The organism is Mesorhizobium ciceri biovar biserrulae (genome assembly GCF_001618845.1).
In the GTDB taxonomy this organism is placed as follows: Bacteria; Pseudomonadota; Alphaproteobacteria; order Rhizobiales; family Rhizobiaceae; genus Mesorhizobium; species Mesorhizobium ciceri.
Genome location: NZ_CP015064.1, coordinates 3,646,858 through 3,659,949 on the forward strand (window position 1 = coordinate 3,646,858; position 13,092 = coordinate 3,659,949).

The 13,092-nt window shown below is 67.4% G+C and carries 12 protein-coding genes; 11 read left to right on the top strand and 1 reads right to left on the bottom strand.

The window, feature by feature from the left end; translation table 11 throughout:
• Positions 1-16: 16 nt before the first annotated feature.
• From cobN to A4R29_RS17075, 5 genes are read left to right on the top strand one after another with little or no spacing between them, the layout of a single operon-like run.
• Positions 17-3,379 (top strand): cobaltochelatase subunit CobN, encoded by a 3,363-nt coding sequence (gene cobN / locus A4R29_RS17055; protein WP_063172425.1) that lies wholly within the window; start codon positions 17-19, stop codon positions 3,377-3,379.
• A complete protein-coding gene (gene cobG / locus A4R29_RS17060) occupies positions 3,376-4,869 on the top strand; it encodes a precorrin-3B synthase (RefSeq protein ID WP_063172426.1) in 1,494 nt (497 codons plus the stop codon). Before cobN ends, cobG begins: the two co-directional genes overlap by 4 nt.
• 2 nt (positions 4,870-4,871) lie before the next feature.
• Positions 4,872-5,504, top strand: coding sequence for a precorrin-8X methylmutase (locus tag A4R29_RS17065; RefSeq protein WP_063172427.1), 633 nt, complete (start codon positions 4,872-4,874; stop codon positions 5,502-5,504).
• The gene (locus tag A4R29_RS17070) at positions 5,501-6,259 is read left to right on the top strand and encodes a precorrin-2 C(20)-methyltransferase (protein ID WP_063172428.1); all 759 of its coding nucleotides are present in this window, start codon (positions 5,501-5,503) and stop codon (positions 6,257-6,259) included. The genes A4R29_RS17065 and A4R29_RS17070 overlap by 4 nt, the downstream gene beginning before the upstream one ends.
• Positions 6,256-7,020, top strand: coding sequence for a precorrin-3B C(17)-methyltransferase (locus tag A4R29_RS17075; RefSeq protein WP_024501370.1), 765 nt, complete (start codon positions 6,256-6,258; stop codon positions 7,018-7,020). Before A4R29_RS17070 ends, A4R29_RS17075 begins: the two co-directional genes overlap by 4 nt.
• On the opposite strand, the gene A4R29_RS17080 is transcribed toward A4R29_RS17075, so the two are convergent.
• The gene (locus A4R29_RS17080) at positions 6,984-7,760 is read right to left on the bottom strand and encodes a cobalt-precorrin-6A reductase (RefSeq protein WP_024501371.1); all 777 of its coding nucleotides are present in this window, start codon (positions 7,758-7,760) and stop codon (positions 6,984-6,986) included. The genes A4R29_RS17075 and A4R29_RS17080 overlap by 37 nt on opposite strands.
• Before the next feature lies 1 nt (position 7,761).
• On the opposite strand from A4R29_RS17080, the gene A4R29_RS17085 reads away from it, so the two are divergent.
• The 6 genes from A4R29_RS17085 to cobS are packed head-to-tail and all read left to right on the top strand — an operon-like array spanning position 7,762 to position 13,040.
• Complete coding sequence (locus A4R29_RS17085) at positions 7,762-8,991, top strand: bifunctional cobalt-precorrin-7 (C(5))-methyltransferase/cobalt-precorrin-6B (C(15))-methyltransferase (protein WP_024501372.1); 1,230 nt, start codon at positions 7,762-7,764, stop codon at positions 8,989-8,991.
• A complete protein-coding gene (locus tag A4R29_RS17090; RefSeq protein ID WP_063173713.1) occupies positions 8,988-9,374 on the top strand; it encodes a cobalamin biosynthesis protein in 387 nt (128 codons plus the stop codon). Before A4R29_RS17085 ends, A4R29_RS17090 begins: the two co-directional genes overlap by 4 nt.
• Positions 9,371-10,135, top strand: coding sequence for a precorrin-4 C(11)-methyltransferase (cobM, locus tag A4R29_RS17095; RefSeq protein ID WP_024501374.1), 765 nt, complete (start codon positions 9,371-9,373; stop codon positions 10,133-10,135). The genes A4R29_RS17090 and cobM overlap by 4 nt, the downstream gene beginning before the upstream one ends.
• On the top strand, positions 10,132-10,950 hold the full coding sequence (gene cobA / locus A4R29_RS17100; protein ID WP_024501375.1) for a uroporphyrinogen-III C-methyltransferase: 819 nt from the start codon (positions 10,132-10,134) through the stop codon (positions 10,948-10,950). Before cobM ends, cobA begins: the two co-directional genes overlap by 4 nt.
• Positions 10,947-12,260, top strand: a complete 1,314-nt coding sequence (locus tag A4R29_RS17105) for a cobyrinic acid a,c-diamide synthase CobB (RefSeq protein ID WP_024501376.1) — start codon at positions 10,947-10,949, stop codon at positions 12,258-12,260. Before cobA ends, A4R29_RS17105 begins: the two co-directional genes overlap by 4 nt.
• Before the next feature lie 3 nt (positions 12,261-12,263).
• A complete protein-coding gene (gene cobS / locus A4R29_RS17110) occupies positions 12,264-13,040 on the top strand; it encodes an adenosylcobinamide-GDP ribazoletransferase (protein WP_024501377.1) in 777 nt (258 codons plus the stop codon).
• Positions 13,041-13,092: the final 52 nt, after the last annotated feature.

The following is a 13,092-nucleotide window of genomic DNA, read 5'->3' on the forward strand; positions in this document are numbered from 1 at the left end:
TCGGACACGGATTGCGATGCACATCCTAACCACGACATCCGCCTCGCTCGACGACCTCGCCGAGCCGGTCGATCTGCGGCAGACGCCGGCGGATATCGTGGCGCTGTCCTTCACCGACAGCGACCTCGCCGGACTGGCGGCAGCCTGGAAGGCCGATGCCAACCGCCTGCCCTCGATGCGGCTGGCCGCACTGCGCGACCTGCGCCATCCCATGTCCGTCGACCTCTGGGTCGACAGCGTCGCCCGCCATGCCAAGATCATCCTCGTGCGCATCCTCGGCGGCTACGACTGGTGGCGCTACGGCTGCGACCAGCTTGCCTCGACCGCCCGCGAACGCGGCATAAAACTGGCGCTGCTGCCCGGCGAATGCCGCGACGAGGATCTGCGCCTGATCGAAGCCTCGACGCTGCCGCGCGAGGAGTTGGACGGCCTGCTCGACTATTTCCGCGAGGGCGGCCCGGCGAATATGAGCGCACTGGTGCGGAAATTGGCGCGGCTGGCGGGGTCGGATGCGGAAGTTATCGGCCCGGTGGTGGTGCCGAAAGCTGGTTTTTACGTGCCTGGATGTGGAGTTGTGGAGAAGCGGGACTTATCGAATGCTGGCGCTTACAACGTCAACGCTCCTATCATCCCCATCCTGTTCTATCGCTCGATGCTGCTGGCCGCCGATGTCGCGCCCATCGATGCGCTTGTTGAAGCGCTGCGGCAGCGCGGCATCGACCCAGTCCCGATCTTCGTCTCCAGCCTCAAGGACCCAACCTCCCTCGCCTTCGTGGAAACAGCACTGACGGCGCTGAAGCCCGCCGCCATCATCACCGCGACCGCTTTCGCCTCAGGCGCCGAACCCGGCATCGAAACGCTATTCGACCGCGCCGGCGTGCCTGTCTTCCAGGTCATCGTCGCCACCACCCGCCGCGACATCTGGCAAAACAACCAGCGTGGCCTGGCACCCGCCGACCTCGCCATGCATGTCGTGCTGCCCGAACTCGACGGCCGCGTCCTCGCCGGCGCCATTTCCTTCAAGGGCGAGACCGAGACCGATCCCGCACTCGGCCACCGCGCCTTCGCCAACCGGCCGGAACCGGATCGCGTGGCGCAGGTCGCTGACCGCGTCGCGGCCTTCATCAAGTTGCAGGAGACACCCCGCGCCGGGCGCAAGCTGGCGATCCTGATCCCGGATTACCCTAGCGCTCCTGGTCGAACCGGCTATGCCGTCGGCCTCGACGTGCCGTCCAGCGTGCTCGCCATGCTGCATGACCTGAAGGAGCAGGGCTATGTGATTGAGGGGATTCCGCAGACGCCGCGTGGGTTGCTGGATTTGCTGGAAGCCAGCGATACTGGATTGGCCTTAGATAACTACATTGCCTTCTCGACGGAGTTGCCGACTGCGGCAATCGCTGCGGTCGAAGCTGCTTGGGGCAAAGCGGAAGACGAAACAGGTTTGCGCGGAAGCTTCCCCTTCCGCGCCGCCACCTTCGGCAACATCACCGTCGCCCTCGCCCCCGACCGCGGCCGCTCCGTCGACCGCCGCGCCGACTACCACGACCCGACGCTGCCCCCGCGCCATGCGCTGATCGCCTTCGGCCTCTGGCTGCGCAAGTCGCTCGGCGTCCACGCGCTGGTCCATGTCGGCGCCCATGGCACGCTTGAATGGCTGCCGGGCAAAACCGTTGCTCTGTCGGAAAACTGCTTTCCGGAGATCGTCACCGGTCCCCTGCCCGTCATCTATCCCTTCATCGTCTCCAACCCGGGCGAAGCGGCGCAGGCCAAGCGGCGCATTGCCGCCGTCACTCTTGGCCATTTGCCGCCACCGCTGACCGGCGCCGGGCTGGACGAAAACCAGCACAAGCTCGAGCGGCTGGTCGACGAATATGCGCAGGCCGACGGGCTCGACCGTCGCCGCCGTGACCGACTGGCGAAACTGATCGTCGACACCGCGCAAAAAACCGGTCTCGCCTCCGAAGCCGGCGTTGCGAGAACCGACGCGCCCGACGAGGCGCTGCGCCGCATCGACGCCTGGCTTTGTGACCTCAAGGATTTTGCCATCAAGGACGGGCTGCATATCTATGGCCGCGCTCCGGAGGATGAGCCCGACGCCATGCGCCGCCAGAGCGCTGAAGCCGAGAAGGCGGCGCTGCTTGCCGCGCTCGATGGCGGCCACGTCAAGGCCGGTCCGGCGGGCGCGCCTGCGCGCGGCCGCTCGGACGTCTTGCCCACCGGCCGCAATTTGTTCACCTCGGACCCGCGCACCATGCCGACGCCGACCGCCTATGATTTGGGCAGGGCAGCGGCGGAGGAAGTCGTGCGCGGCTACATGCAGTCGCATGGCGACTGGCCACGCTCGCTGGTCATCGATCTCTGGGGCTCGGCATCGCTGCGCACCGGCGGCGAGGAGATCGCTCAAGGCCTGGCGCTGATGGGCTGCCGGCCGCAATGGGATTTGGCCACCGGCCGCATCACCGGCATCGAAGTGCTGCCGCCGGCCATGCTGGGCCGTCCGCGCGTCGATGTCACCTGGCGCATATCCGGCCTGTTCCGCGACATGTTCCCGACCCAGATCGCGCTGATCGATGCCGCAGCCAACGCGGTTGCCGCGCGCGACGAGGAGGATTCGGAAAACCCACTCGCGGCCAAGACCCGCGCCGACGGCAAGATCAGCCCGCGCATTTTCGGCACCTCGCCGGGCACATACGGCGCCGGCGTCGAGGATCTCATGTCCTCCGGCGACTGGAGCGCGCGCGACGAAATCGGCCGCGCCTATCTCGACGCTACATCGCACGCCTATGGCGGCGCCGGGGGCGAAGGCATCTCCGCGCCCGGCGCCTTCGAGGGCCGCATCGCCGAAGCCGATCTTCTCGTCCACACCGGCGACGACCCCGGCCGCGACATCCTCGAGGGCTCCGCCGATGTGGCCTTCATCGGCGGCTTTTCCGCAGCCGTTGCGGCGCTCGGCAGGAATGCCGACGTCATCGTGCTCGACACCACGGACCCGCAAAAGCCGAAGCCACGCTCGATCAGTGAGGCCGTAGCGCGCGTCGTGCGTGCCCGCGCCGTCAATCCACGCTTCATATCAGGCCAGATGCGCCACGGCCCGCGCGGCGCCTCGGAATTCGCCGAAACCGTCGACCGGCTGATTGGCTTCGCCGAAACCACGCACGCCATTTCGGGAACGCTGATCGAGGCGGTGCATGACGCCTATGTCGGCGATCCCATGGTCCGCGCCTTCATCCTGCGCGAAAACCCCGCCGCCGCAAAAATCATCGCCGAGCGTTTCCTGTCGGCGCGCCGGCGCGGCCTCTGGCATCCCCTGCGCAATTCCATCGACGACGATTTGACGGCCCTGATTGCCGAGGCAGAAGCACTTGGGGTGGCGGCATGAGCGCCTTCTCGCGCCGCGGCGCCTGTCCGGCTTTGTCGGCGCCGATGCAAACCGGCGACGGCCTGCTGGTGCGGCTCAACCCGGTCGCTGGGGGGATATCGCCAGAGTCGTTGATCGGACTAGCCGAATCCGCTTTGCGGCACGGCAATGGCATCATGGAAGTCTCCGCGCGCGGCAGTTTGCAGATACGCGGCCTGACGGCGCAAAGTGCTGCGCTGCTGGCGGCGGAGGTCGATGCGCTTGATATCGCGGTTCGCACCGGCGTGCCGGTCGAGACCGGGCCGCTGGCCGGCATTGATCCGCAAGAGATTGCCGATCCCCGGCCGCTGGCTGAACGTATCAGGGCTGCGATCGAAGAAGCTGGGCTCGTACAACGCCTAGGGCCGAAGGTGTCGGTCGTTGTGGACGGCTGCGGGCAACTCACCATGGATGCGGTCACGGCCGACGTGCGGCTTGCTGCGACGCGCACCGATGCGGGAGTTCGGTGGCGGGTGTCTGTCGCGGGTGACGGGCAGAATGCGAGGCCGCTGGCGTTTGCCGATCAAGGTGCGGCGCGCGATATTGCCGTTGCAGCTCTAAGGATGGTTGCAGAGAAAGGCCGCGAGGCCCACGCAAGGGATTTATCGGAGAGGCAATTAGTGTCTCTGGCGGGTTGGCTATGCTCGACGAGTTTGCGCGAGGCGCCCCGATCTGTCCTGCCGGACATCTCCCCCTCAGGGGGGGAGATTGGCAGCTTCGACGCCGGCTTTTCCTTAACAACACCGGAGATTGGCGAAACCATCGGTGACGGCGTAATCTCCCCCCTAGAGGGGGAGATGTCCGGCAGGGCAAAGGGGGGCGCCTCGCGCAAACCTATCGGCCTTTTCCCCTTAGCCGGCCACGCCACCGCCCTCGGCATCGCCCTGCCCTACGGCAGCATGCCGGCCGACAAGCTCATCAGCCTCGCCCAACACGCCCTCGCCCTCGGCACGTCAGAAATCCGCCTCGCCCCCGGTCGCGCCCTGCTCTTCCTCGGTCAACCAACCGCCGCCAACCACCCCCTCCAGCACACCGCCGCCACCCTCGGCTTCGTCATCGCCCCCACCGACCCGCGCACGCGCATTGCCGCTTGCCCGGGCATGCCGGCCTGCGCCTCCGGCCGCATCGCCACACGCGACATCGCCGAGACGATAGCCGCTGAAACAGCCGACATCCTCGACTTCACCCTTCACATTTCCGGCTGTGCCAAAGGCTGCGCCCACCCCGGTCCGGCAGCGCTGACGATCGTCGGCGGCGAAAATGGAGCCGGACTTGTCGTGAACGCGACGGCAAAGGCCCTTCCTGCCGGCTACAGGCCGGGCTATGACGCCGCGCGCGGCATCGGCCGCGTCGCGGCGATGATCCGCAGCACACGATATCAAGGTGAAACCGCCGCCGCTTGCCTGACAAGGCTCGGGCCGGCCGGTATCGCCGAGGCCTACCGACAGGCCCAAACTGAAAAACGGAAATGAGCATGGCCGCCTACGACTACATCCATGACGGCACGGCGATCTACGAGCGCTCCTTCGCCATCATCCGCGCCGAGGCCGATCTGTCGCGCTTCTCCGAAGCCGAGGCCGATGTCGCCATTCGCATGATCCATGCCTGCGGCCAGGTCGAAGCTTCAAATCATTTTGTGTTCTCCAAGGATTTCGTTGCCGCCGCCCGCACCGCTTTGGCGGCCGGCGCGCCGATCTTCTGCGACGCGGAAATGGTCTCGCATGGCGTCACCCGCGCCAGGCTGCCGGCGGGCAACGAGGTGATCTGCACCTTGCGCGACCCGCGTACGCACGAAATTGCCGGGCAACTCGGCAACACCCGTTCGGCGGCCGCCATCGACCTCTGGGGCGAGCGCATGGCCGGCTCTGTGGTTGCCATCGGCAATGCGCCGACCGCGCTATTCTATCTCCTGGAAAAACTGCGCGATGGCGCACCGAAGCCGGCGGCCATCATCGGCATGCCGGTCGGCTTCGTCGGTGCGGCCGAATCCAAGGATGCGCTGGCCGAGAATTCCTACGGCGTTCCCTACGCCATCGTGCGTGGCCGGCTTGGCGGCAGTGCCATGACCGCCGCCGCGCTCAATTCATTGGCGAGGCCTGGCCTGTGAACGCCTTTCTCAAAGGCCGCCTCGTTGGCGTCGGCACCGGTCCTGGCGACCCCGAACTGCTGACCCTAAAAGCCGCCCGCATCCTGGCCGAGGCCGATGTCGTGGCCTATTTCGCCAAGCGCGGCAACAACAGCAACGCCCGTGCCATCGTCGAAGCGCAGTTCCGGCCCGAAATGACGGAATTGCCGCTGCTCTATCCCGTCACAACCGAAATCGCCAGGGATCACGACGACTACCGCTCGCAGATCACGGCTTTCTACGAGGAGTCGGCCGAGAAGGTCGCCGAGCACCTCGAAGCCGGCAGAATGGTTGCGGTGCTGTCAGAGGGCGACCCGCTGTTCTACGGCTCTTACATGCATCTGCATGTGCGCCTCGCCCATCGTTTTCCGACCGAAGTCATCCCCGGCGTCACCGCCATGTCCGGCTGCTGGTCGCAGACCGGTATTCCGATCGTCCAGGGCGACGACGTGCTCACCGTGCTGCCGGGCACGATGAGCGAATTCGAGCTCACCCGCCGGCTGGCCGACACCGATGCCGCCGTCATCATGAAGGTTGGCCGCAACCTGCCCAAGATCAGGCGGGCGCTGGAGGCTACGGCCAAGCTGTCGCGCGCCGTCTATGTCGAGCGCGGCACCATGGCCGGCAGCGTCTCGATGAAGCTTGCCGACAAAAAGGACGACAAGGCACCCTACTTCGCCATCGTGCTGGTCGCCGGCTGGTCCGGTCGCCCCGGCGCCGTGGGAGCACAGGCATGAGTGGCCGTCTCACCGTCATCGGCCTTGGGCCCGGCAATGCCGATCAGGTCACCCCGGAGGCCAGCCGCGCTGTCGCCGAGGCGAAATTCTTTTACGGCTACAAACCCTATCTCGACCGGCTGGACCTGCGCCCGGACCAGACCCGCGTCGCTTCCGACAACCGCGAGGAACTCGCCCGCTCCAAGGACGCATTGAGCAAGGCCGCAGAGGGCCATGACGTCGCCGTGGTCTCCGGCGGCGATCCCGGCGTGTTCGCCATGGCGGCGGCCGTCTGCGAGGCGATCGAGGCCGGTCCGGTCGAATGGCGCGCGGTCGATGTCGCCGTGGTGCCCGGCATCACCGCCATGCTGGCGGTTGCCGCCCGCATCGGGGCGCCGCTCGGCCATGATTTCTGCGCCATCTCGCTCTCCGACAATCTAAAGCCATGGGAATTGATCGAACTGCGCCTGCTGGCGGCGGCCGGTGCCGGCTTCGTCATCGCGCTTTACAACCCGATCAGCAAGGCCCGCCCCTGGCAACTCGGCCGCGCCTTCGAGTGCCTGACCGCCATCCTGCCGGGCACCACGCCGGTAATCTTCGGCCGCGCCGCCGGTCGCCCGGACGAGCGTATCGAGGTCTACCTGCTGGCCGATGTCGAGGCTGAAAAGGCGGACATGGCGACCTGCATCATCATCGGCTCGCCGGAAACCAGGATTATCAAGCGCACGGAGAAGCCGGCGCTGGTCTACACGCCGCGCTCGTCCACGGGACGGACAAAATGATCGACCCCAAATCGATCGACAATGGCGGCCAGCGCTTCGACGGTTTCAGCCGAGGGCACGTCCGGCAGATCAGGCCTGCGGATCATGACCACCTCGATGCCAAGCGCCCGAGCCGAGGCGATCTTGCCAAAGGTCGCCTCGCCGCCGCTGTTCTTGGACACCACGACATCGATGCGGTGCCTTTCGAGCAGCGCGCGTTCCTCCGCGTCGCGAAACGGGCCACGGGCCAACAGATATTCGGCGTCGGGCACGGCCAGCTTCGGCTCGACCGGATCGACACTGCGAATGAGATAGTGGTGCTGGGGCGCTGCTTCGAAAGCCGCAACCTCTTGCCGGCCCAGTGCCAGAAAAACGCGGCGCGGCGCCGGTCCAAGCGCTTGCGCGGCATCGCCGACCGTACCGACCAACGTCCAGCGGTCGCCTTCGACAGGCTCCCAGCCGGGACGCCGCAGGGCAAGGATCGGCACGCCGGCCATGCGCGCGGCTTGTGCGGCATTGGCGGAGATTTGCGCCGCATAGGGATGCGTGGCGTCGATCAGCAGATCGGTGGCCGTTTCCGTGAGGTAAGCGGCCAGCCCGTCGGCGCCGCCAAAGCCTCCGCTTCGCACCGGCACGCCTTGCGCGACCGGGCTTTCGGTGCGGCCGGCCAGCGACAGCGTGACCGAGGCACGCGCCGCCAGTTTTCCGGCCAGTTGCCGCGCTTCGGTGGTGCCGCCGAGGATCAGGATACGGTGGGTCATTATGCCTGCTGAGCGTCAATCGCGAGCCGCCTGGCTGACAGTCGTCGGCATCGGCGAGGACGGTTTAGCGGGTCTCGGCGACGAGGCCAAGCAGCGGATTGCCCAGGCTGAGATCATCTTCGGCGGCAAGCGGCACCTCGCCCTTGTCGCTTCCTTCGCCAAGGGCGAGGCGCGCCCATGGCCGATTCCGTTCGATGCCGAGATGGCTGACGTGCTAGCGCTCGCCGGCAGGCGCGTCTGCGTGCTCGCCTCCGGCGATCCCTTCTTCCACGGCGTCGGCGCCACGCTCGCCCGCAAGGTCAAGGCGCAGGAGATGCATGTTATCCCCGCGCCTTCAGCCGTTTCACTGGCGGCCGCCCGGCTCGGCTGGGCGCTGCAGGATATCGAAACCGTCTCGCTGCACGGCCGGCCGCTCGACCTGATCCGGCCGCTGCTGCAGCCAGGCGCGCGCATCCTGGCGCTGACCTCGGATGCAGAGGCCCCCGCGGCGATTGCCCGCCTGCTCGCGGAACTCGACTTCGGCGCATCGCGGCTGACGATCCTGGAGGCGTTGGGTGGGCCAAGCGAGACCCAGCGCTCGGTCCGCGCCGATGCCTTCGACCTCGAAAACCTCAATCCGCTCAACGTGCTGGCGGTCGAAGTTGAATCCGGTCCGGACGCGCGCGTGCTGCCGCTCACATCAGGCCTTGCCGATCACCTGTTCGACCATGACGGCCAGATCACCAAGCGCGAAATCCGCGCGATCACCCTGTCGGCGCTGGCGCCGCGGCGCGGCGAGTTGCTGTGGGACATCGGCGCCGGCTCCGGTTCCATCGGCATAGAATGGATGCTGGCCCACCCTTCCATGCGCACTTTTGCCATCGAGGCCGATCCGGTGCGCGCTGCCCGTATTGGTCGCAACGCCGCCGCCTGTGGCGTTCCCGGCCTTGTCGTGGTCGAAGGCAGCGCGCCGAAGGCGCTTGCCAGACTGGACACGCCAGACGCGATCTTCATCGGCGGTGGCGGCAGCGATGCCGGTGTCTTGAACGCTGCCATCAAGGCCCTGCACACTGGCGGCCGTCTCGTCGCCAACGCGGTGACGCTGGAGATGGAAGCCCTGCTTCTTGCCCAGCATACGAAGCTCGGCGGCGATCTCACGCGTATAAACATCTCCCGGGCCTCGCCGGTCGGCTCGATGCAGGCCTGGCGGCCGGCTATGCCAGTGACGCAATGGAGCTGGATGAAGCCATGATGGTCGCAGGCATAGGCTGCCGAAAGGGCGTGGGCGTCGAAGAGGTGCTTGCGGCGATCGAAACGGCGCTGGAGGCGCATGGGTTGGCGATCACGGCGCTGTCGGCACTGGCGACTGCCGCGTTCAAGAAGGATGAAGAAGCGATCGCCGCCGCTGGCCGCACGCTGAGTCTTCCCGTCATCGTCGTCGACGACTCAGCACTTCAAGCTGCCTCGTCGGATACGCCCAGCCATTCCGATCTCTCGCAGGATGTTGCCGGCACACCATCGGTCTCCGAGGCGTCCGCCCTCGCCGTCGCCGGCACAGGCGCAAAACTGCTTGGCCCCCGCACGGTGCTCGGCCCGGTCACCTGTGCCATCGCCATCAGCGGAGATGCGCCATGACCGTTCATTTCATCGGCGCCGGTCCAGGTGCGGCCGACCTCATCACGCTGCGCGGCGCAAGGCTTTTGGCAAACTGCCCGGTTTGCCTGCATGCCGGCTCGATCGTCGCGCCCGAATTGCTGCAGCACTGCGCGCCGGGGACAAAGCTGGTCGACACCGCGCCGATGTCGCTCGACGAGATCGAGGCCGCCTATCTCGAGGCGCACAAATCAGGCCAGGATGTCGCCCGGCTGCATTCCGGTGACCTGTCGGTATGGAGCGCGGTCGCCGAGCAGATCCGCCGGCTGGAAAAGCACGGCATCCCTTATACGCTGACGCCGGGCGTCCCCTCCTTCGCCGCCGCCGCCGCAGCATTGCGCCGCGAGCTGACCATTCCCGAAGTGGCGCAAAGCCTGGTGCTGACCCGCATTTCCGGCCGCGCGTCAAAAATGCCGCCCGGCGAAACGCTGGCCGGCTTCGGCCGCACCGGCGCCACGCTCGCTATTCATCTTGCCATCCACGCCATCGATCGCGTCGTCGCCGAACTGACGCCGCACTATGGCGGCGATTGCCCGGTGGCGGTCGTCTTCCGCGCTTCCTGGCCGGACGAGCGCGTGCTGACCGGCACGCTGGCGACCATCGAGGCACAGCTCGCCGCCGATCCGATGGAGCGCACGGCGATCATCTTCGTCGGCCGCTCGCTGGCGGCGCGAGGTTTTGGCGAGAGTTCATTATACGACGCCCATTATCAGCGGCGTTTTCGCGGACGGGACGGATTGTGAGCGGCAGCACCAAAAACACCGGCGAAAACGCCACGCTCGAAAAAGCCTTGTCCCGGCTGAACTTCAAGCCGCGCCAACTGGAGCCGGGCCATGTCTGGCTTGCCGGCGCCGGCCCCGGCGACCCCGGCTGCCTGACGCTCGAAGTGCTGGCGGCTTTGGCCGAGGCGGATGCGCTGGTCTACGACGCACTGGTGTCCCCTGACATTGTCGCAGTTGCGGAGAATGCCGAGCTTTTCTTTGCAGGCAAGCGCGGCGGCAAACCGTCGATGAAACAGGACGACATCACCGCCCTGCTGGTCCGGCTCGCACGCGAAGGCCGCCGCGTCGTCAGGCTGAAGGGCGGCGATCCCTATATTTTCGGCCGTGGCGGCGAAGAAGCTCTGGCGCTGGCGCGGGAAAGTATCCCGTTCCGCGTCCTGCCCGGCCTGACCTCGGGCCTCAGTGCGCTGGCCGCGACCGGCATCCCCGCCACCATGCGCGGCATCAACAAGGCGGTGATCCTGGCCACCGGCCACGCCGCCGGCACCGATGACGATCTCGACTGGGCAGCGATCGCCCGCACCGGCCAGCCTGTCGTCGTCTATATGGGCATGGCCAATCTGCCCTTGATCGCCGCAGCACTGCTCGATGGCGGGCTGGCGCCGTCGACACCGGCCGCAGTGATCGTCGCCGCGACGACGCCGCAGGAGCGAACCGTCGTCGCCACGCTCGCCACCATTGCCGAGGAAGCGGCGGCCGCCGGTCTGGCCTCGCCGGCGCTGATCGTCGTTGGCGGCATCGTTGCCATGCGCGCGGCCCTGGCGGGGCAAGCATGACGGCCCGCGCCATCATCATCGGCGCGCCGCGCTCCGGCTCCGGCAAGACCAGCGTCACCATCGGCATCCTGCGGGCGCTGACCCGGCGCGGGCTGAAGGTGCGCGGCGCCAAATCCGGCCCCGACTATATCGACCCCGGCTTCCACACCGCCGCCACGGGCCTCTCCGGTGTCAATCTGGACAGCTGGGCGATGCCGCCATCGCTGCTCAACGCGCTTGCCGCGCAAGCCGCCGATGACACCGATTTCGTCATCCTGGAAAGCGCCATGGGCCTGTTCGACGGGATACCCGCGGCTCCCGGCCGAACCGGCTCGGCGGCCGACCTGGCGCGGCTCTATGGCCTGCCGGTGCTGCTGGTGCTCGACGTCTCCGGCCAGTCGACCACGGCGGCGGCTGTCGCCAAGGGTTTTGCCACCTATGATCCTGACGTGCGCATGGCCGGTGTCGCGCTCAATCGGCTGGGCAGCGAGCGGCACCGCAAGCTGTGCAGCGAGGCCATCGAGGCGATCGGCCTGCCGGTCGTCGGCGCCATCCTGCGCGATCCCACTCTGAACCTGCCCGAGCGGCATCTCGGCCTTGTCCAGGCTGGCGAATATGACGACCTGATGGCGCATCTCGACCGGCTGGCCGACATGGCGGAAAAGTCGCTCGATCTCGATGCGATCATGGCCCTGGCGACGCCCCTCACCCCCGCGCCCGGCGGTTTCGACGACGCGCTGGCGCCGCCCGGCCAACGCATCGCGCTGGCCGAGGATGCCGCCTTCACCTTCCTCTATCCGCATGTCGCCGCCTACTGGCGCAAGGCGGGTGCGGAAATCGTCCCGTTCTCGCCGCTCGTCGACGAAGCGCCCGACGGGACCTGCGACGTTTGCTGGCTGCCGGGCGGCTATCCCGAGCTTCACGCCGGCAAGCTCGCCGCCGCCGCGACTTTCCGCGCCGGCATGGCGCGTTTCGCCGCGACGAAGCCCATCCATGGCGAGTGCGGTGGCTTCATGGTGCTCGGCGAAGCTCTGGAGGACGCGTCGGGCGAAACGCATGCGATGCTCGGCCTGCTCGGCCACGCCACCAGCTTCGCCAGGCGCAAGATGAACCTCGGCTACCGCGAGGCGCGGCTGCGTGCCGATTGTCCGCTGGGTGCACAGGGCGCGCTGATCCGTGGCCACGAATTCCACTATGCGCAGATGACGGCCACCGGCAATGACGAGCCGCTGGCCGACCTTGCCGACGGCCAGGGCAATCCGATCGGCGCCTCGGGCTACCGGCGCGGCCATGTCAGCGGCACCTTCTTCCATGCGATTGCGAGGGGCTAGAGCATGAAATTCGGGAATCTGGCCCTCTCACCACGACAGGTCGTCGACGACATCGCGCTCTGCCTGGTCTTCTTCACCAGGCTGCCGCTGCCCGTCTTCGATTTTCGCGGCCGCAGCCTTGCCGCGGCGATCTGGGCCGCCCCCATCGCCGGTCTCGTCGTCGGCCTGATCGGCGCCATCGTTTTTGCCACGGCGGAACGGTTCGGCCTTGCCATGGGGCCGGCGGCCGCACTTGCCCTTGTGGCAACCCTGCTCACCACCGGCTGCCTGCATGAGGACGGCCTGTCCGACGTCGCCGACGGTTTTGGCGGCGGCAAATCGCGCGGCCGCAAACTTGAGATCATGCGCGACAGCCGCATCGGCGCCTATGGTGCGGCGGCGCTGGCTCTGTCGCTGCTGGTCCGCTGGAGCGCGCTGTCGGAGTTCGTCGATCCCACACAGGCCCTGTTTGCCCTCCTGGCCGCACACGCGGCCTCGCGCGGCCTGCTTGGCGCCTTCATGCATCTCTTGCCTCCAGCGCGCGTCGACGGCCTCTCGGTCGACGCCGGCACCGTCTCGCAGGAAACCGCCATGGCCGGCGCCTTGCTCGGCGCGATCCCGCTTCTCTTGCTCGGGCTGGGCGGCGCCGTCTTCGCGCTGATCCTGCTTGGCCTGCTGTTTGCCGCGTTCCGCGCCCTTTGCTTCAACCAGATCGAGGGCCAGACCGGCGACACGATCGGCGCCTTGCAGCAGGCAAGCGAGATCGCGGTGCTGCTCGTCGCTTCCGTAGCGCTTTCCTGATCCCTTTGGCCTGATCCCCATGGCCTGATTCCTTTTCGGAGACTTTGCCCCC

Excerpts from the sequence above, each read along its gene's own strand:
- cobN (WP_063172425.1), top strand. The coding sequence starts at position 17 with ATGCACATCCTAACCACGACATCCGCCTCGCTCGACGACCTCGCCGAG.
- cobG (WP_063172426.1), top strand. The coding sequence starts at position 3,376 with ATGAGCGCCTTCTCGCGCCGCGGCGCCTGTCCGGCTTTGTCGGCGCCG.
- A4R29_RS17065 (WP_063172427.1), top strand. The coding sequence starts at position 4,872 with ATGGCCGCCTACGACTACATCCATGACGGCACGGCGATCTACGAGCGC.
- A4R29_RS17075 (WP_024501370.1), top strand. The coding sequence starts at position 6,256 with ATGAGTGGCCGTCTCACCGTCATCGGCCTTGGGCCCGGCAATGCCGAT.
- A4R29_RS17080 (WP_024501371.1), bottom strand. The coding sequence starts at position 7,760 with ATGACCCACCGTATCCTGATCCTCGGCGGCACCACCGAAGCGCGGCAA.
- A4R29_RS17085 (WP_024501372.1), top strand. The coding sequence starts at position 7,762 with ATGCCTGCTGAGCGTCAATCGCGAGCCGCCTGGCTGACAGTCGTCGGC.
- A4R29_RS17090 (WP_063173713.1), top strand. The coding sequence starts at position 8,988 with ATGATGGTCGCAGGCATAGGCTGCCGAAAGGGCGTGGGCGTCGAAGAG.
- cobM (WP_024501374.1), top strand. The coding sequence starts at position 9,371 with ATGACCGTTCATTTCATCGGCGCCGGTCCAGGTGCGGCCGACCTCATC.
- A4R29_RS17105 (WP_024501376.1), top strand. The coding sequence starts at position 10,947 with ATGACGGCCCGCGCCATCATCATCGGCGCGCCGCGCTCCGGCTCCGGC.
- cobS (WP_024501377.1), top strand. The coding sequence starts at position 12,264 with ATGAAATTCGGGAATCTGGCCCTCTCACCACGACAGGTCGTCGACGAC.